Source organism: Microcella indica, from assembly GCF_013414345.1.
In the GTDB taxonomy this organism is placed as follows: Bacteria; Actinomycetota; Actinomycetes; order Actinomycetales; family Microbacteriaceae; genus Microcella; species Microcella indica.
Window position 1 is genome coordinate 2,287,876 of record NZ_CP058670.1, and the last position, 19,814, is coordinate 2,307,689.

General features: G+C 70.8%; 19 protein-coding genes and 3 tRNA genes. 11 read left to right on the forward strand and 11 right to left on the reverse strand.

The genetic code is table 11. The features are described 5' to 3' along the window. Positions 1-127 precede the first annotated feature (127 nt). The gene (locus tag HUJ41_RS11105; RefSeq protein ID WP_246299222.1) at positions 128-1,333 is read left to right on the forward strand and encodes a pyridoxal phosphate-dependent aminotransferase; all 1,206 of its coding nucleotides are present in this window, start codon (positions 128-130) and stop codon (positions 1,331-1,333) included. Positions 1,334-1,348: 15 nt separating this feature from the next. Here the strand turns inward: HUJ41_RS11105 and HUJ41_RS11110 are convergent, their stop codons facing one another. Further along, entirely contained in the window at positions 1,349-1,684 is a 336-nt protein-coding gene (locus HUJ41_RS11110; RefSeq protein WP_152583613.1) for a histone-like nucleoid-structuring protein Lsr2, read from the reverse strand. 188 nt (positions 1,685-1,872) lie between these two features. On the opposite strand from HUJ41_RS11110, the gene HUJ41_RS11115 reads away from it, so the two are divergent. The 5 genes from HUJ41_RS11115 (at position 1,873) to HUJ41_RS11135 (ending at position 6,921) form a co-directional block, all read left to right on the forward strand. Then, entirely contained in the window at positions 1,873-3,174 is a 1,302-nt protein-coding gene (locus tag HUJ41_RS11115) for an ISL3 family transposase (protein WP_179872018.1), read from the forward strand. 194 nt (positions 3,175-3,368) lie between these two features. After that, positions 3,369-4,271, forward strand: coding sequence for an ABC transporter ATP-binding protein (locus HUJ41_RS11120; RefSeq protein WP_179872608.1), 903 nt, complete (start codon positions 3,369-3,371; stop codon positions 4,269-4,271). Then, a complete protein-coding gene (locus tag HUJ41_RS11125) occupies positions 4,268-5,140 on the forward strand; it encodes an ABC transporter permease (protein WP_179872609.1) in 873 nt (290 codons plus the stop codon). The genes HUJ41_RS11120 and HUJ41_RS11125 overlap by 4 nt, the downstream gene beginning before the upstream one ends. An 18-nt stretch (positions 5,141-5,158) precedes the next feature. Continuing rightward, positions 5,159-6,307 (forward strand): sensor histidine kinase, encoded by a 1,149-nt coding sequence (locus HUJ41_RS11130; protein WP_179872610.1) that lies wholly within the window; start codon positions 5,159-5,161, stop codon positions 6,305-6,307. Continuing rightward, complete coding sequence (locus HUJ41_RS11135; protein ID WP_152583617.1) at positions 6,304-6,921, forward strand: response regulator; 618 nt, start codon at positions 6,304-6,306, stop codon at positions 6,919-6,921. Before HUJ41_RS11130 ends, HUJ41_RS11135 begins: the two co-directional genes overlap by 4 nt. Before the next feature lie 170 nt (positions 6,922-7,091). On the opposite strand, the gene HUJ41_RS11140 is transcribed toward HUJ41_RS11135, so the two are convergent. Genes HUJ41_RS11140 through HUJ41_RS11155 form a run of 4 tightly spaced genes read right to left on the reverse strand, consistent with a single transcriptional unit; the run spans position 7,092 to position 10,008 of the window. Next, positions 7,092-8,192 carry a UDP-N-acetylmuramate dehydrogenase gene (locus HUJ41_RS11140; RefSeq protein ID WP_246299223.1) on the reverse strand — a complete coding sequence of 367 codons (1,101 nt, stop codon included), beginning with the start codon at positions 8,190-8,192 and terminating at the stop codon, positions 7,092-7,094. 13 nt (positions 8,193-8,205) lie between these two features. After that, on the reverse strand, positions 8,206-8,625 hold the full coding sequence (locus HUJ41_RS11145; protein ID WP_246299224.1) for a MaoC/PaaZ C-terminal domain-containing protein: 420 nt from the start codon (positions 8,623-8,625) through the stop codon (positions 8,206-8,208). Continuing rightward, on the reverse strand, positions 8,622-9,071 hold the full coding sequence (locus tag HUJ41_RS11150) for an FAS1-like dehydratase domain-containing protein (RefSeq protein WP_179872612.1): 450 nt from the start codon (positions 9,069-9,071) through the stop codon (positions 8,622-8,624). The genes HUJ41_RS11145 and HUJ41_RS11150 overlap by 4 nt, the downstream gene beginning before the upstream one ends. Positions 9,072-9,093: 22 nt before the next feature. Beyond that, positions 9,094-10,008, reverse strand: coding sequence for an aminoglycoside phosphotransferase family protein (locus tag HUJ41_RS11155; protein WP_179872613.1), 915 nt, complete (start codon positions 10,006-10,008; stop codon positions 9,094-9,096). Between the two features lie 393 nt (positions 10,009-10,401). Here HUJ41_RS11155 and HUJ41_RS11160 point away from each other — a divergent pair, with 393 nt between their 5' ends. Continuing rightward, on the forward strand, positions 10,402-10,980 hold the full coding sequence (locus HUJ41_RS11160) for a hypothetical protein (protein WP_179872614.1): 579 nt from the start codon (positions 10,402-10,404) through the stop codon (positions 10,978-10,980). Between the two features lie 180 nt (positions 10,981-11,160). Here the strand turns inward: HUJ41_RS11160 and HUJ41_RS11165 are convergent. Both HUJ41_RS11165 and HUJ41_RS11170 read right to left on the reverse strand, forming a co-directional pair. Further along, positions 11,161-11,237: transfer RNA gene (locus HUJ41_RS11165), tRNA-Met, on the reverse strand. A gap of 35 nt (positions 11,238-11,272) precedes the next feature. After that, positions 11,273-11,344, reverse strand: a tRNA-Thr gene (locus tag HUJ41_RS11170). Positions 11,345-11,482: 138 nt separating this feature from the next. On the opposite strand from HUJ41_RS11170, the gene HUJ41_RS11175 reads away from it, so the two are divergent. After that, complete coding sequence (locus HUJ41_RS11175) at positions 11,483-13,195, forward strand: glycoside hydrolase family 13 protein (RefSeq protein WP_179872615.1); 1,713 nt, start codon at positions 11,483-11,485, stop codon at positions 13,193-13,195. Positions 13,196-13,223: 28 nt separating this feature from the next. On the opposite strand, the gene HUJ41_RS11180 is transcribed toward HUJ41_RS11175, so the two are convergent. The 4 genes from HUJ41_RS11180 to HUJ41_RS11195 all read right to left on the reverse strand — a co-directional run bounded on the left by HUJ41_RS11180 (position 13,224) and on the right by HUJ41_RS11195 (position 16,574). Beyond that, positions 13,224-14,549, reverse strand: coding sequence for a M23 family metallopeptidase (locus tag HUJ41_RS11180; protein ID WP_152583623.1), 1,326 nt, complete (start codon positions 14,547-14,549; stop codon positions 13,224-13,226). 181 nt (positions 14,550-14,730) lie between these two features. Further along, positions 14,731-15,549: an inositol monophosphatase family protein gene (locus tag HUJ41_RS11185; RefSeq protein ID WP_179872616.1), complete on the reverse strand. Its 819-nt coding sequence runs from the start codon at positions 15,547-15,549 to the stop codon at positions 14,731-14,733. A gap of 3 nt (positions 15,550-15,552) precedes the next feature. Next, positions 15,553-15,634, reverse strand: a tRNA-Tyr gene (locus HUJ41_RS11190). A 91-nt stretch (positions 15,635-15,725) separates the two neighbouring features. After that, positions 15,726-16,574 carry a lytic transglycosylase domain-containing protein gene (locus HUJ41_RS11195; RefSeq protein WP_246299225.1) on the reverse strand — a complete coding sequence of 283 codons (849 nt, stop codon included), beginning with the start codon at positions 16,572-16,574 and terminating at the stop codon, positions 15,726-15,728. 6 nt (positions 16,575-16,580) lie between these two features. On the opposite strand from HUJ41_RS11195, the gene HUJ41_RS11200 reads away from it, so the two are divergent. The 3 genes from HUJ41_RS11200 to cls are packed head-to-tail and all read left to right on the forward strand — an operon-like array spanning position 16,581 to position 19,790. Then, the gene (locus tag HUJ41_RS11200; RefSeq protein ID WP_152583625.1) at positions 16,581-17,069 is read left to right on the forward strand and encodes a YajQ family cyclic di-GMP-binding protein; all 489 of its coding nucleotides are present in this window, start codon (positions 16,581-16,583) and stop codon (positions 17,067-17,069) included. A gap of 6 nt (positions 17,070-17,075) precedes the next feature. Next, a complete protein-coding gene (locus HUJ41_RS11205; protein ID WP_179872617.1) occupies positions 17,076-18,293 on the forward strand; it encodes an MFS transporter in 1,218 nt (405 codons plus the stop codon). A 9-nt stretch (positions 18,294-18,302) separates the two neighbouring features. Then, a complete protein-coding gene (gene cls, locus HUJ41_RS11210) occupies positions 18,303-19,790 on the forward strand; it encodes a cardiolipin synthase (protein WP_179872618.1) in 1,488 nt (495 codons plus the stop codon). Positions 19,791-19,814 lie beyond the last annotated feature (24 nt).

Consider the following 19,814-nt stretch of genomic DNA (forward strand, 5'->3'; position numbering starts at 1 on the left):
ATGGCGGAGATCAACCACCGTGCCCCAGTGTAGGCGACTCGGGCGAGGCCGCCAACCTGACGGGATGCCCTGCGCGCGAGCCGAGCATCCCGAAGCCGCTCTGCACGAGATCGGTAGACTGCGCAGCGTGACCAGCGACTCTCGACGCATCGCCCACCGCATCGCCGCCATCAGCGAATCGGCCACCCTCAAGGTGGACGCCCAGGCCAAGGCCCTCAAGGCCGCCGGGCGCCCCGTCATCAGCTTCGCGGCGGGCGAGCCCGACTTCGCGACGCCCGACCACATCGTCGAGGCCGCCGTCGAGGCGGCGCGTGACCCCAAGAACCACCGATACACGCCGGCCGCCGGGCTCCCCGAGCTGCGCGAGGCGATCGCCGAGAAAACGCTGCGCGACTCGGGCCTCGAGGTGCCCGCGAGTCAGGTCATCGTCACGAACGGCGGCAAGCAGGCCGTGTACGAGGCCTTCCAGACCATCGTGGACGACGGCGACGAAGTGCTGCTGCCCGCACCGTACTGGACGACGTACCCCGAGGTCGTGCGCCTGGCGGGCGGAACACCGGTCGAGGTCTTCGCCGGCAGCGACCAGGAGTACTTGGTCACGGTCGAGCAGCTCGAGGCCGCGCGCACCCCGCGCACCAAGGCGCTGCTGTTCGTGAGCCCCTCCAACCCGACGGGCGCCGTCTACAGCCCCGAGCAGACACGGGCCATCGGCGAGTGGGCCCTCGCCCACGGCATCTGGGTCATCACCGACGAGATCTACCAGGCCCTCACCTACGACGGCGCACGCGCGGTGTCGATCGTCGAGGCTGTTCCCGAGCTGGCCGAGCAGTGCATCCTCGTCAACGGCGTCGCGAAGACGTACGCGATGACGGGCTGGCGCGTGGGCTGGATGGTCGGGCCGAAAGACGTCATCGCGGCCGCGGCGAACCTGCAGTCGCACCTGTCGAGCAACGTCGCGAACGTCTCGCAGCGCGCGGCCCTCGCCGCCCTCACGGGCCCGCAGGACGCGGTCGCGTCCATGCGCGAGGCCTTCGACCGTCGCCGCCGCCTCGCCGTCGCCGAGCTCAACGCGATCGACGGGATGCTCACCCCCACGCCGACCGGAGCCTTCTACGTCTACCCCGACGTCACGGGGCTGCTCGGCCGCGAGTGGCACGGCGTGACGCCGACGACCTCGCTCGAGCTCGCCGGGCTGATTCTCGAGAAGGCCGAGGTCGCGGCGGTGCCTGGCGAGGCCTTCGGCCCGAGCGGGTACCTGCGCTTCAGCTACGCGCTCGGCGACGCCGACCTGCTCGAGGGCATCCAGCGCTTGCAGCGCTTCTTCGGCGCGTAGTCGCTCCGCGCGGCGTCAGCGCTGCGCGGCGGCGTACGCCTCGCGGATCTCGGCGGGGATGCGCCCGCGGTCGCCCACCGTGTAGCCGTTGCGCTGCGCCCACTCGCGCACGGCTGCCGTGTCGCTCGAGCCGCTCGAGCGCTTGCGCGGGGCAGCACCGCCACGGCGGCCCGTCGAGCGCGCGTTGGCGATGAACGGTGCGAGAGCATCCCGCAGCGCCCGCTGGTTGTCGTCACCGAGGTCGATCTCGTAATTCGTGCCGTCGAGCGCGAAGGCGACGGTGCCGCCCGTACCGGGCTCGATAACCGTGCCGTCGATATCGTCGACGAGTTCGGTCGTAATGCGCTTCATGGAATTCCCCCTCGATAAACAGTCGTGCTGGTGTGCGCATTGAGTGTAGAGGCTGCGAAATGCGGGCGCACTTTATGGGCTCTTCGCAGTTGAGGGGGTAGGTCGGTAGCGCGTCGGGGTCTGGAGACAGGGTCGAGGTCTTCCAGGATGGAAGTTCTTCAGGCTCACCATCCGAGAAAGACCTCGACGTGCTCAACGCTACCTTCGACCCCGCCGATCTGACTGTCTTCTGCCGTCTCGAGGAGCTCGGACTCGTGGTCGCCGGGCAGCGGATCGAGGCACATCGGGCGGTGTTGGAGTGCCGGATCGTGGAGCCGGACCAGTGGTGCCGGTGGTGCGGGGCGGAGGGTGTCTCGCGCGGCACCGAGGCGAGACGGCTCGCGCATGTCCCGTTCGGCGAGCGGCCGACGACGTTGCTGGTGCGGGTGCGCCGCTACCGGTGCTCGGGATGCGGCAGGTCGTGGCGGCAGGACAGCACCGCGGCGGCTGAGCCGAGGTCGAAGCTGTCCCGTGGAGCGCTCACCTGGGCGCTCACCGCGCTCGTCGTGGACCATCTCACGATCAGCCGAGTCGCAGCTCGGCTCGGGGTGTCCTGGCACACGGCCAACAGTGCTGTTTTGGAGGAAGGCCGTCGGAGGCTGATCGGCGATCCGGCCCGCTTCGATGGGGTCACCGTGATCGGTGTCGATGAACACGTCTGGCGGCACACGAGGTTCGGGGACCGCTACGTGACCGTGGTCATCGACCTGACCCCGGTGCGTGACGGGACGGGTCCGGCGCGGCTGCTGGACATGGTCGAGGGCCGATCGAAGCCGGTGTTCAAGACCTGGCTCGAGCAGCAGTCCCCGGCGTTCCGGGCCGGGATCGAGGTGGTCGCGATGGATGGGTTCACCGGCTTCAAGACCGCCGCCGCCGAAGCCCTCCCCGACGCGATCGAGGTGATGGACCCGTTCCACGTCGTCCAGCTCGCCGGCGACGCCCTCGACCGCACCCGGCAACGCGTCCAACAGCACACCCTCGGCCACCGCGGCCACGCCGGCGATCCGCTCTATGGTGTTCGCCGCGCCCTGCACACCGGGGAAGCGTTCCTCACCGACCGACAGCGCGCCCGCATCGAGGCGGTGTTCGCCATCGACGAGCATGTCGAGGTCGAGACCACCTGGGCCGTCTACCAGAGCATCGTCGCCGCCTACCGGCACCCCGACCGAGCCGCCGGGCGCCGAGCCCTGCAAGCGGTGATCGACTCGCTGCGTCACGGCGTTCCCGAAGTCCTCGTCGAGCTGGGCAAGCTCGGCCGCACCCTGCATCGCCGCGCCGGCGACGTGCTGGCCTATTTCGACCTGCCCGGCACCTCGAACGGTCCAACCGAGGCGATCAACGGCCGACTCGAACACCTCCGCGGCAGTGCGCTCGGCTTCCGCAACCTCAGCAACTACATCGCCCGCAGCCTGCTCGAAAGCGGCGGATTCAGACCCCACCTACCCGCTTGATTGCGAAGAGCCACTTTATGCGCTCATATCGTTCGCAACTCAGGCAGAGAGTGCGGTGGTGACCGGTTGACCCCGCACACACCCGATTCCTGCCTGAGTTAAGAACACGAACGGGGGGGTCCACCGGTCGGTGGACGGCAGAGTAGGCCTAACGGCCGTTGTCGCGACCGGGCTGCCAGGCGCAGAGTAGTCGCATGACCACACACGAGAACGTCGTCGAGGTGCGCGAATTGCGCAAGAATTACGGCCATTTCGCCGCCGTCGACGGTATTGACTTCGATATTCACCGGGGCGAGACATTCGCCCTGCTCGGCCCGAACGGCGCAGGAAAGTCGACGACGATCGAGATCCTCGAGGGCTACCGCGCCCGCACCTCGGGCGAGGCCCGCGTGCTCGGCGTCGACCCCGGTCGCGGCGGCCTCGACTGGAAGGCGCGGCTCGGCATCGTGCTGCAGTCCTCCGGCGAGAGCGGCAACGTCACGGTCGTCGAGCAGCTGCGGCACTTCGCCTCGTTCTACCCGAACCCGCGCGACGTCGACGAGGTGATCGCCGCCGTCGGGCTGGAGGAGAAGCGCAGCACGCTCATCCGCAAGCTCTCGGGGGGCCAGCGTCGCCGCGTCGACGTGGCGGTCGACATCATCGGCCGCCCCGAGCTGCTGTTCTTGGACGAGCCGACGACGGGTTTCGACCCCGAGGCGCGCCGCAGCTTCTGGGGCCTCATCCGCACCCTGCAGAGCGAGGGCACGACGATCCTCCTCACGACCCACTACCTCGACGAGGCCGCCCAGCTGGGCGACCGCGCAGGAGTCATCGCGGGTGGTCGCATGGTCGACCTCGCCCCGATCGGCGAGCTGGGCGGTGCGGATGCTCGCATTCCGATCGTGCGCTGGCGCGAGTCTGGTGAGCACCGCGAGCAGCGCACCGACGCACCGGGCGCACTCGTCGCCGCCCTGCTCGACCGGCTCGGGCCGGAACCCGAGGCGCTCGAGGTGATCCGCCCGAGCCTCGAAGACGTCTATCTCGACCTCATCGGCCACGAGGCCTCGACCTCGGATGACGCAGAACCGACCACGACAGAGACGGAGGTCGCACGATGAGCGCGACGACGAGCACCCCCCCGGCACCCCGCACGACTTCGCACGTTGTCGGCGGCAGCATCCTGCGGGCGATCCGCCTCGGAGGCCTGCGCATCGGCTACGAGGTGCGCGCGTACTTCCGCCAGGGCGACACCGTGTTCTTCACGTTCCTGTTCCCGGTCGTCATGCTCACGATCTTCAGCGTGTCGTTCAGCCAGGCGAGCTTCGGCCAGACAGCCGACGGCGACGACGTGAGCGCCGCGTGGTTCTACCTGCCCGCAATGCTCGCCGCCGGGCTGCTGCTGAGCGGTGTGCAGAACCTCGCGATCGATATCGCGCTCGAGAAGAGCGACGGCACGCTCAAGCGGCTCGCAGGCTCTCCCCTTCCGGTGGTGAGCTACTTCATCGGCAAGCTCGGGCAGTCGTTCGTCACGGGACTCGCGCAGGCCGCGGTGCTGCTCGCCCTCGGCTTCACCGTCTTCGGCGTGCCCCTGCCGGAGGAGCCGCAGAACTGGCTCGTGTTCGCGTGGGTGTTCGTGCTCGGTGTCGTCACCTCGGCGATCCTCGGCATCGCCCTCTCCGCTGTTCCGCGCAGCGGCAAGAGCGCGACGGCCGTAGTCATCCCGATCACGCTCGTGCTGCAGTTCATCTCGGGTGTGTACCTCGCGTTCAGCAACCTGCCGGACTGGCTGCAGAACTTCGCGAGCGTCTTCCCCCTCAAGTGGATGGCGCAGGGCATGCGCAGCGTGTTCCTGCCCGAGGAGCTCGTGATTCTCGAGCCGAACGAGTCGTGGGAGCTGCCCGGGGTCGCCCTGGTGCTGGGTCTGTGGCTCGTCGTCGGTCTTGTGCTCGCCCGCCTCACCTTCCGCTGGATCCGCAAGGACAGCTGAGTGGCTAGGCTCGGCCGCATGACGGCGAGGCGCTGGTGGTGGGTCGCTGTGCTCGGCATGGCGGCCCTCACCGGCGTGCTCGCCATCGTCAACCTGCAGACTCCGTGGCGCCTCACGCTCGCCCTCACGGGCATCGCCCTGCTGGTCGTCGCGTGGGCCGTTGTCGGCGACCGTCGCGCGGAGTCGGAGGCACCGTCGTGGACGCTCGTGCTGCTCGTCACCGCCGCCGCCGGCATCGGCACAGCCGGGTACCCGACCCTCGCGATCCTGCAGGCGCTCGCGTACCCGATCTCGTGGGTCTTCGCGGCCCGCTCGCGTGACGCCGTCGTCGGCAACGTGCTCATCGCCGTGGCGGTCGGCGTCGGTTTCGCCATCGGCATCGGCACCGGGCCGGAAGACATCATCCAGATCCTCGTGACGCAGTCGCTCGCCCTCGGGTTCAGCCTCGCGATGGGCTTCTGGATCACCCGGATGGTCGAGCTCGGCGAAGAGCGGGGCCGCCTGCTCACCGAGCTGCAGGGCGCGCAGGAGCAGATCGCCGCCCTGCACCGCGACGCCGGAGCCGCCGCCGAGCGCGAGCACCTCGCCCGCGAACTGCACGACACGATCGCGCAAGACCTCACGGGGCTCGTCATGCTCGCCCAGCGCGCACGGCGGGAGGGCGCGGGCGCGGTGGAGACGCTCGCGCTCATCGAGGAGAACGCGCGCGGCGTGCTCGCCGAGACGCGCGCACTCGTGGCGGCGGGCGCGAGCGTCGAGACCGGCGAGACCCGTCTCGATCTGCTCAACGCTCTGCGCCGCATCGCCGAGCGCTTCCAGCGCGAGACGGGCATCACCGTCACCGTGCAGGGGCCGGAGAGGCTCGTGCTGCCGCGCGACCTCGAGGTGGTCGTGCTGCGCTGTGCGCAGGAGGCGCTCGCGAATGCGCGCAAGCATGCGCGAGCATCCCGCATCGAGGTGGGGCTCGTCGCGGGGGACGGCGCCGTGCGCGTCACCGTGACCGACGACGGCATCGGCTTCGACCCGGACGACGCACCAGACGGGTTCGGGCTGCCCGGCATGCGCGACCGCCTCGCCCTCGTGGGCGGCTCGCTCAGCGTCACGAGCGCCCCCGGTGAGGGCACGCGGCTCACCGCCGAGGTAAGCGTGCAGGAGCTCGCGCTGTGATCCGCGTACTCGTGGCCGACGACCACGCGGTCGTGCGCGCCGGCATCGTGTCGCTCCTCGAGGCCGAGGACGGCATCGAGGTGGTCGGCGAGGCGGTCGACGGTGAGGATGCCGTGGGTCGCGCCCTCGCGCTGCGCCCCGATCTCGTCGTCATGGATGTCAGGATGCCCGGGCTCACGGGCGACCAGGCGACGGCGCGCATTCGGGAGAGCGCGCCGGAGATCCGCGTGCTCGTGCTCACGACCTACGAGTCGGATGCGAGCATCCTCGCCGCGATCGAGGCGGGCGCGAGCGGATACCTGCTGAAGGCCGCCCCGGCCGAGGAGCTCGTCGCGGGGGTGCGCTCGGTCGCCGCGGGCGAGGTCGCCCTCTCGCCGTCGATCGCCGCGCAGCTCGTGACGCGCATGCGCGAGCCGGCGCCTGCCGCGCTCACGCCGCGCGAGACGGAGGTGCTGCGGCTCGTCGCCGAAGGGCTCTCGAACCGCGAGATCGGCGAGCGCCTCTTCCTCGGCGAGGCGACCGTGAAGACGCACCTGCTGCGCACTTTCGAGAAGCTCGGCGTGAGCGACCGCACGCGCGCGGTGACCCTCGCGATGGAGCGCGGGCTCCTCTAGCCGAAAGCGCAGCGGCCACGGCGTGATCGCCGCGCGGCTTCTCCACAATTCAGGAGTTTCTGCAGCGGGTGCCTGGTGACACGCCGACGGCGCCCCCGTGCGGGCCATTTGGCGGCTCTCACTCCTGAATTGTGGAGGTGACAGCCTCAAGTGGGTGCTGTAGGCCGGGACTAGAGCTCGACGCCGAGGAAGACCGGCTCGGGGTGCAGCACGACGCCGAACTCGCTCATGACGCGCGTCTGGATGTACCGTGCGAGCTCGGCGAGCTCGGCCGCCGTCGCTCCGCCCGTGTTGACGAGCGCGAGCGTGTGCTTGCGCGAGACGGCCGCGCGGGAGGAGCCGAGTGCGAAGCCGCGGCGAATGCCGGAGTGCTCGATGAGCCACGCGGCGCTGAGCTTGACGGTTCCCTCGACGACGGGCGGCGGCGGGGCGGGCTCGGCGCCGAGCGGCACGGCGCGCGTCGGCGCCTCCGGCTGTTGCGCCCAGCGCGGCGCCTCCCCTGGCAGAGTTCGGGCGAAAGCCTCGCTCACGATGGGGTTGGTGAAGAACGATCCGGCGCTCACCGAGTCGGGGTCGTCGGGGTCGAGCACCATGCCCTTCGCGGCCCGCAGCGCGAGCACCGCGGCGCGCACACCGACGAGGGGCGCGGTATCGCCGATCTCGACGCCGAGGGCGTCGGCGAGCTGGGCGTAGCGCACGGGTCGGCTACGAGCATCCTCGTCGGCGCCCAGGGCGAGGTCGATGCTCAGCACGACCGCGCGACGCCCCTGCTTGATGCTGCTCGTGCGGTAGCCGAGCTCGAGCAGGGGCGCGGGCCACGTCGCGCGCTCCCCCGAGTCGAGGTCGAGCACCTCGACGGCGACGAGGCTCTCGGCGAGCTCCTGCCCGTAGGCGCCGATGTTCTGGATGGGGGCGGCTCCGCACGAGCCCGGGATGCCCGACAGCGCCTCGAGCCCCGAGAAGCCCTGGCGCACGGTGTGCTCGACGAGCGCCTCCCACGGCTCCCCGGCCTGCACGCGCAGGCGGATGGGGCGCGCCGAGCCGGGCGCATCCGGCAGTCGCTCGATGCCCCGCGTCGCGACCCGCACGACGACGCCCTCGACGCCGTCATCGCCGACGAGCACGTTGGAGCCGCCGCCGAGCACGAGCCACGGCTCGCCCACGCGGTCGGCCTCGAGCACCGTCTCGACGAGATGGTCGGTCTCGGTCGCGTCGACGAAGCGCTCGGCCTCGCCGCCGATGCGCAGGGTCGTCAGGTCGCTGAGCTTCATGAGGGTCGAGGAGCTAGTGCGCGCTGATGCGCACCTGCGCCTTGCCGAGCACGGTCTGCCCGTCATAGACGGCGGTGAGATCGATGCGCGCGCCGGCGTCGTCGATCACGCCGACGGTCGCCGTGACCGCCACCTCGGCGCCGGCCTGCGGGTCGACGACGACGGGGCGCGTGAAGCGCACCTGGTAGTCGCTCACCCAGCCGCGGCCGTCGAGCCAATCGACGACGGGCTGCACGGCGACACCCATCGTGAGCATGCCGTGCGCGAGCACGCCCGGCAGGCCCACCGACGCGGCGACGTCGTCGCGGTAGTGGATGGGGTTGAAGTCGCCGCTCGCCCCCGCGTAGCGCACGAGGGTGTCGCGGCTGAGGGCGAAGGTCTGCTCGGCGACGACCTGGCCGACCTCGAGGCCCAGGTTCTCTGCGAGGCTCACGAGTCGTCCCCTCTCACGACGAGGGTGGACACGCTCGTGACGACGTGGGCACCCTCGGCGTCGACCATCGTGCTCTCGCTCGCGACCATGCTGTTGCCGCCGAGCGTCTTGATGCTCGTCACGCGCAGGGTCGCGGTGAGCTCGTCGCCGGCGACGATGGGGCGCGTGTAGGTGAAGCGCTGGTCGCCGTGCACGACGCGGCTGAAGTCGATGCCCGCGTCAGGCTCGGCGAGCAGTTGCTGCAGGGTCGCCTCGGCGATGACGATCGGGAAGGTCGGCGGGGCGACGACGTCCGCGTAGCCGGCGGCCTGCGCGGCGGCCGGGTCGTGGTGCAACGGCGAGGTCGCGAGCACGGCACGCGCGAACTCGCGCACCTTCTCGCGCCCCACGAGGTAGGGGGCCGTCGGCGCGAACTCGCGCTCGGTCAGATCAGGGTTCACGGGCACCCGCCCAGTCTAGGCGGCGGGCTCAGAAGAGGGCGGTGCCCAGGAGCCGATCAAGGATGCTCCGCCCGAGCATCCTCTCGGCCGCATGGCCGCGCCGCTCACCGCGCACGAGCAGCTCGAGCCCGCGCACGGCCGCGACGGCGCCGAGCACGAGCTCGTCCCGCTCGCTCGGCACGCGCCCGTAACCGTGCAGGAAGGCCGCGCGCAGGGCGGGCGCGTCGCGCCACGCCCCGTACTCGAGCCACAGCAGGTCGGCCGACCACGGTTCGAACTCGAAGGCGGCGAAGTCGACGAAGCGCACGCGGCCCCCGGGGTCGACGACCCAGTGCCGCGGGTGCAGCTGGCGGTGCGCGGGCACGTGGTCGAGCGCACCCAGGTCGAGGGCCGCGGCGACGTGCTGCCGGGCGGCGTGGCGCTCCTCGGCGCCCCGCTCGCCCCACAGGTCGTCGGCGAGGGTGCTCCAGCGCTCGAAGTCGGCGGCGATGATCGGGCCGAAGCGGTCGTGGCGCACGGGTGGGGCGGAGTCGTGCAGGCGCCTCAGCAGCTCGCCGGCGCGAGCGTGCACGGCCTCGTCGTGCTCGAGCTCCGTGCCCGCGGCCTGCTCGCCGAGCACGTGCGATACGACCACGAGGCGCAGGGCCGGGTCGCTCAGCACGAGGCGCGGCGCGTCGCCGCTCAGCGCGGGAGTGTGGTGCTGCAGGGCGGTGTCTTCGCGACGGTGCGGCAGAGCATCCCGATGCCATTTGACGACCGCGCGCTCCTCGCCGCGCGTGACGACCTGCAGCACGCGCGAGGCCTTGAGAGCGCCGTCGTGCTCGGCGACGACGTCGACGGGGCCGAGGGTGCGATGCACGCGATCGAGAACCTCAGCGTCGGAGGCGAGGCGCGTCGAGGAGCGCCCCAGTTCGGGCGTCAGGGCATCGACGGTGATGCTCACGACCGGCCTCCTGTACTCGACGGTGCGCTACGCGCGGTCTCCTGATAGCACGAAACCCCGGTCACCTCGTGGTGGACCGGGGCCTCGGCAGAACCGTGTATCAGCTCGTGGGTGCGATGCCTACTGGCAGCTGTCGCACTGCAGCATGTCCATGGGGTCGACGGGAACGTCGTAGCCGCCCACGGTGTCGTTGTCGTTGTCCATTGCGGACCTCCTCTTGGTATGAATTCTCCGCCCCCGGCGGCTAGGGCTCTCACTATATACAGGGAATGACACGGTTGTCATTCCCCTAGATGTTGTGGTCTCGGCGTGTCGCGACAAGATGCGCGCACAGCGCCGCAGACAGCCCAGCGCCGTACTCTGAGAGCACCGCTCTCCTCACGCAAGGACACCATGCCGTCGCCCGATGCCTCCCGCCCGTCCCCTCGGGGTGCGGGGCGACCGCACCTGCCGGCGAGCCCCGTCGAGGAGGGCGTGCTCGTGGCCCGCTCGGCATTGCGCCTGGCCATCAAGAACCGCATCATCATGCTGACGCTGCGCGACGAGGAGCCGTGGCGGGACGAGGTCATGATCGAGCTCGCGCGGCGGGAGATCGAGACGCTCATGGCCGAGCTGACGCAGACCGCAGAGCGGCTCGAAGCGGCCAGCGCCGCGCCGCGCCGCGCTTTCGGGCTCTCCCGCCGCGCCGCCGCCAATGCGCGGCAGGACGCCGAGCATCAGCGCACGCGCGCCCGCATCCTGCGCGGCGTGGTCGACCGCCTGCGCGAGATCGAGGAGGACCCCGCCCAGACGCACGCCCTGCTCGCGGTCGCGCGCGAGGAGACCCTCGCCGAGCTCACCCAGGCGCGGCTCATCCCCGTCGGCGCCGAGCAGACCGAGGAGGAGCGGCGCGCGAGCATGGACGCCGTCAAGGAGGACCTGCGCGAGCAGCTCGCCCTGCAGCAGCTCAAAGATCTGCCCGAGGGGTACTGACGGGCGCAGGTTACTGCGAGGCGCAGGGTACTGAGTAGCGAGGGCGGGACTCGATCCCTACCGTGCCGCCTCGACGCCGCTGCGCGGCGCCGCGGACTGCGCGGTGGGGGCCCAGGAAGGTTCTCGGCGACACCCTGGATACCAATGCGAAGAGCCCCGCCGAGGCGGGGCTCTTCGCATTGGTAGCGAGGGCGGGACTCGAACCCGCGACACCACGATTATGAGCCGTGTGCTCTAACCACCTGAGCTACCCCGCCGGGTAGGCCTCCCGCATTGTGTGCGAGAGGGCCAGGGCCCCGAGTCAGGATTGAACTGACGACCCCTTCCTTACCATGGAAGTGCTCTACCACTGAGCTATCGGGGCGCGACCGTAGAGCCCGGAGGGCGAAACGGCACCGCAACAGATTAGCACTACGCTCCCGGCCCGATCGCACGCGTGTGGCGCGAGAAGCGAGGATGGAACCGTTTCCACATGGGGCGCGGTGGCCGTATCGTGGTCGTCATGCCTCACGAGAACACCGCGACTGCCACCCTGCCCTCCGGGCACCCCCGCGAGCTGGCTTCTGCCCCGGGCTCCGAGTGGTGGCGCTCCGCCGTCATCTACCAGATCTACCCGCGGTCGTTCGCCGACGCGTCGGGCGACGGCATCGGCGACCTCGCCGGCATCACGCAGCGGCTCGAGTCGCTCGCGAACCTCGGCGTCGACGCCGTCTGGCTCTCCCCCTTCTTCCGCTCGCCGCAGAAGGACGCCGGCTACGACGTCTCCGACTACTGCGACGTCGACCCCATCTTCGGCACCCTCGACGACTTCGACGCACTGCGCGACCGCGCGCACGAGCTGGGCCTGCGCGTCATCGTCGACCTCGTGCCCAACCACTGCTCGAGCGAGCACGAGTGGTTCCAGGAGGCCATGGCGGCCGGCCCCGGCTCACCCGAGCGCGATCGCTTCATCTTCCGCCCCGGCACGGGTGAGAACGGCGAGCTGCCCCCCAACAACTGGCACTCGATGTTCGGCGGCCCCGCGTGGACGCGCACGACCAACGCTGACGGCACCCCCGGCGACTGGTACCTGCACCTGTTCGACAGCACGCAGCCAGACTTCGACTGGACGAACCCGTGGGTGTGGGAGCAGTTTCGGCAGATCCTGCGCTTCTGGCTCGACCGTGGCGCAGACGGCTTCCGCGTCGACGTCGCCCACGGTCTCATGAAGGCCGAAGGCCTGCCCGACATCGAGGAGGCCGCCGAGGAAGACAGCGAGCTCGCCGAGGGCCTTATGGGCTCCCTCGAGGTTCCCTACTGGGGGCAGGACACCGTGCACGCCGTCTACCGCGACTGGCACGCCGTGCTCGCCGAGTACGAGGGCGACCGCGTGCTGTGCGCCGAGGCCTGGGTCGAGCCGCTCGCGAAGGCCGCCCTGTGGGTGCGCCCCGACGAGATGCACCAGGCCTTCAACTTCTCCTACCTCGCGACCCCGTGGCTCGCGCCGCGCCTGCGCGACGTCATCACCGAGTCGCTCGAGGCCTTCACGGGCGTGGGCGCGCCGAGCACGTGGGTGCTCTCCAACCACGACGTCGTGCGCCACGCGAGCCGCCTCGGCCTGGCCCCGCATGCGGCGGGCCCCGGCGCCGGCATCGGCCCGGCATCCTCTGACAAGCCGGATGCCGCTCTCGGGCTGCACCGCGCCCGCGCAGCCACGGCGCTCATGCTCGCACTGCCGGGCAGCGCCTACCTCTACCAGGGCGAAGAGCTCGGCCTGCCGGAGGTCATCGAGCTCGACGACGAGTACCGTCAGGACCCGTCGTTCCACCGCACCGGCGGGGAAGTGTACGGGCGCGACGGCTGCCGCGTGCCGATCCCGTGGGAGCCCGACGCTCCCGCCTTCGGCTTCAACACGACCGGCGAGAGCTGGCTGCCGCAGCCGGAGACGTTCGCGCGGTTCGCGCACGCCGCGCAGGCCGGCGTCGAGGGCTCGACGCTCGAGCTCTACCGTCTCGCGCTCGCGCTGCGCGCCGAGCACGGCTTCGGCCTCGGCACGCTGACCTGGCTCGAGGGGTACGCCGACGACGTGCTCGCCTTCCGCAACGGCGGCGTCACGGTCATCGCGAACCTCGGCGATGCTCCCGTCGAGCTGCCGGCCGGCGAGGTCATCCTCGCGAGCGACCCGCTCGAGGCCGGCGCCGTACCGAGTGACACGACCGTGTGGGTGGCCGCCTGAGGCTACGCCCGACTACCGGGCGTTCGTCCTAGCTCGCGTTCGTCGTGAGCCAGGCGAAGGGGTCGATCTCGATGCCGTCGATGGCGATCTCGAGGTGCAGGTGCGGCCCCGTGGAGAGCCCCGAATTGCCAACCGTGCCGACGAGAGTCCCCACCGGGATCTCCTGCCCGACCTTGAGTGGCGAGCTGTCCCACTCCATGTGGGCATACAGGCTTGTGACCCTCTGCCCGTTGATCGTGTGCGAGATCTCGACTCGGTAGCCGTACGACGTGTACTCGCCGACGCCGGTGACGACGCCGTCGGCGATCGCGTAGATGGGATTGCCCCCTCCGCCAAGCATGTCGAGGCCGCGGTGGTAGGACGAGCAGCCGAAGCAAGGGGCAACGCGGTCGCCGAAGCCCGAGCTGATGGGCACCGGATTCGGGAACGGCCACCGCACAGCACCCGTGCCGTTGGTCGAATACGAGAAGTTGCGAGTACCGTACTTGAGCCGCAGCATCTCGGCGTACGAGGTCACCGACCAGTCGTCGCGACTCGCGACCGGGGCGGCAACGCTCTCGGTCGGGGCGATCTCGAGCACCTGGTCCTCGACCATCTCCGGCGCCGGCTCGGCGGCGGCGGCCTCGGTCGACTCGAGCTCGTTGGTCGGGATGGCGGCGTAGGCGGCCGACGCCGGCTGAGCATCCGGATCGAAGAGGGCGCTGGGGTGCACGGAGGTGCCGATGAGAAGCGCAGCGGCCGCCGCCATGACGACGGGCGGGAAGGTCTTCTGGGCGACCCGCTTGCCGAGGCGGGTGCGGGCGGGCGCTGACGCGGTGGCGGGCGGGCGGCTGGCCGGGGTGCGCGTCGCCACGCTGCGGCGACCGCGCGATGAGGCGGGATGCACGGGGCCGACCACGGCGGACGGCTCGGGTGCGCTCGGTGCTGACGCGGTCGGTGCCGTCGCGACCGAGGCCGCCGCGCTCGAGGCCGGGCTGGCCTGCAGCGCGGAAGCCTCGGCCGCCGTGTCGTCGACCGCGTCGAGCGGTGCGGTCGCCACATCGGCGGGGTCGATCGGAGCGGGAGGCGCGGCGGGCGAGGCAACCGCAGGAGTCGCGCGTGCATCGGCCTTCGCGCGACGGTCCTTGCGCCCACCGGCACGACCGCGGCGGCGCGAACTCGACTTCTCCGCCTCGCGCAAGGCACGACGGCTGAGGGGCGCGGGCGTCGTGGAGACGGCCTCGAGCGGAACCTCGACGGGCTGAGTTGCCGGGGATTCCTCACCAAATGTGAAGCCGAGGGATTGCAGGGTTCCGGGGAGGGCGGTGGCGTCCGTCTCGGGGGCGCTGTTCCGCGGCTGCAGCTCGTCTGTCACGGGTATCGGTAGGCCTTGATCACATCTCTAGTCGGGTTCTGGAACTCGAACGTGGGTAGTGGACCTTCTCGGGAAAGAGACACGGTCAACCTCCGCGATTATCACGGATTGATAAAGAGTAACCGCTCCGAGGCGATTCGACCAGTCCATGAATCTTGTTCGCAGACTCTGCTCACCGGCTTCACGGGCCGTCAGACCCACCGGCATCGACCTGGATCAGGAGGGGTTCGAGCACAGCGGCCAGCTCGGGGTGAGCCGCGAGCAGGAACGCCGTGCTGGGCCGCGGCACCCCGAGGCCACTCACGCGCGCGCCAGCCTCCTCGGCGATGAGCGCGCCCGCCGCGTGATCCCACGGGTTGAGGGTGCGCTCGAAGTAGCCGTCGACGCGACCCGCCGCGACGGCGCACAGGTCGAGCGAGGCGGTGCCCATGCGGCGGATGTCACGCACGCGCGAGAGCAGACGGGCGACGACCGCGCCCTGCTCAGCGCGAACAGCTGCGTCGTAGGCGAAGCCCGTCGCGAGCAGGGTGCGCTCGAGGGAGTCGGGCTGAGCGACGCGCAGCGGCTGCTCGCCGAGGAACGCTCCCCCGCCAGCGGAGCCGGTGAAGAGCTCGCCCGTCGCCGGGTTGACGACCGCACCGGCGAGGGCCGTCCAGCTCTGCGGGTCGGGCTCGCCCTCGACCACCGCGATGCTCACGGCGTAGTGCGGGATGCCGTAGAGGAAGTTGACCGTGCCGTCGATCGGGTCGACGACCCAGGTGAGGCCGCTCGTGCCGCCTCCGCCCCCCGACTCCTCACCGAGGAACGCGTCGTCGGGCCGCAGCTCGAGCAGTCGGCTGCGGATGAACGACTCGGTGTCGCGGTCGACCTGCGTCACGACATCCACCGAGGAGGACTTCACATCGGCGACCTCGACGATGCCGCGGCGCGCCTCGGCGACCCGCTCGGCGGCCTCCACGGCGATGCCGCGGGCGATGGCGAGGAGCGAGGTGTCGGTCATGGGTGGCGAGTGAGGGATTCGAACCCCCGAAGGCTGAGCCGTCTGATTTACAGTCAGATCCCTTTGGCCGCTAGGGTAACTCGCCGGGTGCGCGCCCGACCGATGTGGTCACCGAGCGGAAGCGCGAGTCAAGGATACAAGAGGTACGAGCCTCGTGTGACCATCGCGAGACGGTCTCACGGCACCGCATCCGCGGCGGCCTGCGCGTAGAACGCGGAGCGCGTCGCGACGGCGTCGAGGTAGCTGCTCGCCGAGTTGTAGGCGGCGATGCCCGCCCGCCACGACTCCTCGTCGCCGAGGGTCGGCGTCGCGCGGCACAGGTAGTTGGCGGCGGCGAGCGACGCGTCGTCGATGTTGTGCGGGTCGGCCAGCCCATCGCCGCTCGCGTCGACGAACCAGTTGGCCCAGCTGCCCGGGATGAACTGCATGGGGCCGACGGCGCGATCGAACTCGTCGTCACCGTCGATGGCGCCGCCGTCGGTGTCGGGGATGAGCGCGGTCGTCGACCCATCGAGAGCGATGCCGATGATGGGCGGGCTCACGGTGCCGTCATCGGCGATGGATGCTCCGCCATAGCTGCCGTGCCGCGACTCGACCCAGCCGATGCCGGCGAGCGTGTTCCAGCCGAGGTCGCACTCGGGCCGCTCGCCGCGCTTCGCGATCGCGGCGCCGGCGTAGGCGGCGAGCGCCCGCTCCGGTATGCCCGTCTCGGCGGCGACGGCGGCGAGCCACTCGGGGTCGGCGAGGCCCGCGACCCCGGGGCGCGGGGGCTCAGAGGCCCCGGGGGGCACCTCGGCAGGGGCCGCCCAGCGCGGTGCGGGCGCGGCCTCGGTGGGGGCGGGTGGGGCCGCATCCCCACCGCCGTCGCGCGGAGCGAGCACGAGGGAGATGAGGAGCGCGAGCACGAGACCGCCCGCGAGCAGCCCGCCGATGAGCGTGGCGAGGGCGCGGCGCGAGAGCATGCGCCATTCCACCATGCGCACCTGACGCGAGACCGACCGGCAGCCCGGGGTGGCGGCTACCATGGGCGAATGGCTGATTCCTCATTCGACATCGTGAGCAAGGTCGACAAGATGGAGGCGGAGAACGCCGTCAACCAGGCGCAGAAGGAGATCGCGCAGCGCTACGACTTCAAGGGCGTGGGCGCGTCGATCGAGTGGAGCGGCGAGAGGCTGCTGCTCAAGGCGAGTGCCGAGGAGCGCGTCAAGGCCGTGCTCGAGGTGCTCGAGTCGAAGATGATCAAGCGCGGCATCGGCATCCGCAGCCTCGACACGGGTGAGCCGTACGCGAGCGGCAAGGAGTTCCGCATCGAGGTGGGGCTCAAGAACGGCATTTCGAGCGAGGACGCGAAGAAGATCGCGAAGATCATCCGCGACGAGGGGCCCAAGAGCGTCAAGAGCCAGATCCAGGGCGACGAGCTGCGCGTGCAGTCGAAGAGCCGCGACGACCTGCAGTCGGTCATCGCGCTGCTCAAGGGCAAAGACCTCGACGTGGCGCTGCAGTTCGTCAACATGCGCTGACATTTCGTGACGAGTGACTTCGGCGGTCACCCGCGTGGCAGCCGGGAGTACGGGCGCCTGCTCGCCGCGCTCTTCGTCGCGGGCATCGCGACCTTCACGCAGCTGTGGTCGGCGCAGGGCGTGCTGCCGCAGATCGCACGCGACCTCGAGGTCGGGCCCGCGACCGCCGCACTCACGGTGTCGGGCACGACGGCGGGGCTCGCCCTCGCCGTGCTGCCGTGGTCGTGGGTCGCCGATCGCATCGGCCGGCTCGCCGCGATGCGCATCGCACTCGTCAGCGCGAGCGCCCTCGGGCTTCTCGCGCCGCTCGCGCCGAGCATCGAGCTGCTCGTCGGAATCCGCATCGTCGAGGGCGTCGCCCTCGGAGGCCTCCCTGCGGTCGCGCTCACCTACCTGAGCGAGGAGGTCGACCGGCGGCACGCGGCGGTCGCCGCCGCGACCTACGTCGCGGGAACGAGCGTCGGCGGCCTCACGGGGCGGCTCGTCGCGGCGCCGGTCGCCGAGCTGAGCGACTGGCGCGGAGGGCTCGCCGCCGCCGCGGCCGTCGCCGCGGTCGCGGCGGTCGTGTTCCTCGTTCTCGCCCCGCGGGCTCGCGGCTTTCAGCCGGGCACCGTGCGCGGCGCGCGGCACATCGTCTCGGTCGTGCGCACGCTCGCGCGCGATCGTGTGGTCGTGGCTCTGTGGCTGCAGGGTGCGCTCCTCATGGGCGCGCTCGTCACGATGTACAACTATCTGGGCTTCCACCTCGAAGAGGCGCCGTTCGGGCTCCCGCCCGCGGTCGCGTCGCTGCTCTTCACCGCCTACCTCGCCGGTACGCTCTCCTCGCGCATGGCGGGCGCCCTCGTGGAGCGGGTGGGCCGACGAGGCGTGCTTCTCGCCTCCGGCGCGCTCGTGCTCGTGGGCGCGCTGCTCACCCTGGCGCCCGTGCTCGCGGTCGTCATCGTGGGTCTCGTCGCCCTCACCGCCGGGTTCTTCGCCGGCCACGCCGTGGCCTCCGGGTGGATCGGAGCGCGCGCGAGGGTGGGGCGGGCCCAGGCCGCGAGCATCTACACGCTCAGCTACTACGCCGGGTCGAGCGCCGCCGGCTGGCTCGGCGGCGTGCTGTTCGTGGTCGGCGACTGGCCCGCGGTGGTGGCGCTCGTCGTGGCGCTCGCGGGCTCGGCCACTCTCGCGGCGGCGATCGCCGCACGGGAGTCCCCGGCCGCGACCGATGCCGCTCAGTAGACTGCGCGCATGGTGGACGAGGGCACGGGGAGCGGCGCCGGAGCCGTGATCGTCGCGATCGTCGCCGGGCTGCTGCTGCTCACGATCGTGACGATCGCGCTCGTCTCGCTCGTGATCGTGCCCCGCAATCGTCGACCGCAGAGCGCGCTCGCCTGGCTGCTGCTCATCTACATCCTGCCGATCGTCGGCTTCCTGCTCTTCCTCACGCTCGGGTCTCGGCGGCTGCCCAAGCGCCGCCGAGAGAAGCAGGTGGAGATCAACCAGTACATTCTCGACACGACGGTCGGTATGGACCAGGTGTCGACGAACGAGCCCTGGCCGCCGTGGCTCATGCCGATCGCGCAGCTCAACCGCAACCTGGGTTCGATGCCTCTCGTGGGCGGCAACTCTGCCGAGCTCATCGCCGACTACACGGAGTCGCTGCGGTCGATGACGGAGGAGATCGACGCGGCAACCCGGTCGGTGCACGTCGAGTTCTACATCATGTCGGTCGATGAGGAGACCGAGCCGTTCTTCGCCGCCCTCGGGCGCGCTGTCGATCGCGGCGTCACGGTGCGCGTGCTGTTCGACCATGTGGCCTCGTTGCGCGTGCGCGGGTATCGCAGCATGCTGCGTCGCCTCGACGCGATCGGCGCCCTGTGGCACCGGATGCTCCCCGTGCGCCCGTGGCGGGGCCAGTACCAGCGACCCGACCTGCGCAACCACCGCAAGTTCCTCATCGTCGACGGGCGCGTGGCCTTCACGGGGTCGCAGAACCTCATCGAGCGCACCTACCACCGCGGCCCCCACTGGTCGGGTCGACTGGAGTGGAAGGAGCTCATGGTGCGGTTCGAGGGGCCGATCGTCGCCGGTGTCGACGCTCTGTTCGCGACGGACTGGTACAGCGAGACGGATGAGCTGCTGTTGCGGGAGACTCCGGCGGTCGTGGAGGCCGACCCGACGCGCATTCTGGACGCCCAGGTGGTGCCGAGCGGGCCGGCGTTCGAGGGCGAGAACAACCTGCGGCTCTTCAACTCTTTGCTGTATGCGGCGCAGGAGCAGATTCAGATCTGCTCGCCGTACTTCGTGCCGGACGAGTCGATGCTGTACGCGATCACGACGGCCGCGCAGAGCGGGCTCGACGTGCAGCTCTTCGCGTCGGAGATCGGCGATCAGCCGCTCGTGTTCCACGCCCAGCGCTCCTACTACGAGGAGCTGCTGCGGGCGGGGGTGCGCATCTGGCTGTACCGCGCACCCACGGTGCTGCACGCGAAGCACTTCACGATCGACGACCAGGTGGCCGTGATCGGCTCGAGCAACATGGATATGCGCTCGTTCAGCCTCAACCTCGAGGTGTCGGTCATGGTGCGGGGGGCGAGCATCATCAGCGAGCTGCGGGCGATCGAGCAGTCCTATCGCGACAACTCTCGCGAGCTCACGCTGGAGGACTGGATGCGCCGGCCTCGCCATATGCGCATCTTCGACGACCTCGCGCGCGTGACGGCGACCGTGCAGTAGCGACGGCGCGGCCGCGAGCGTAGG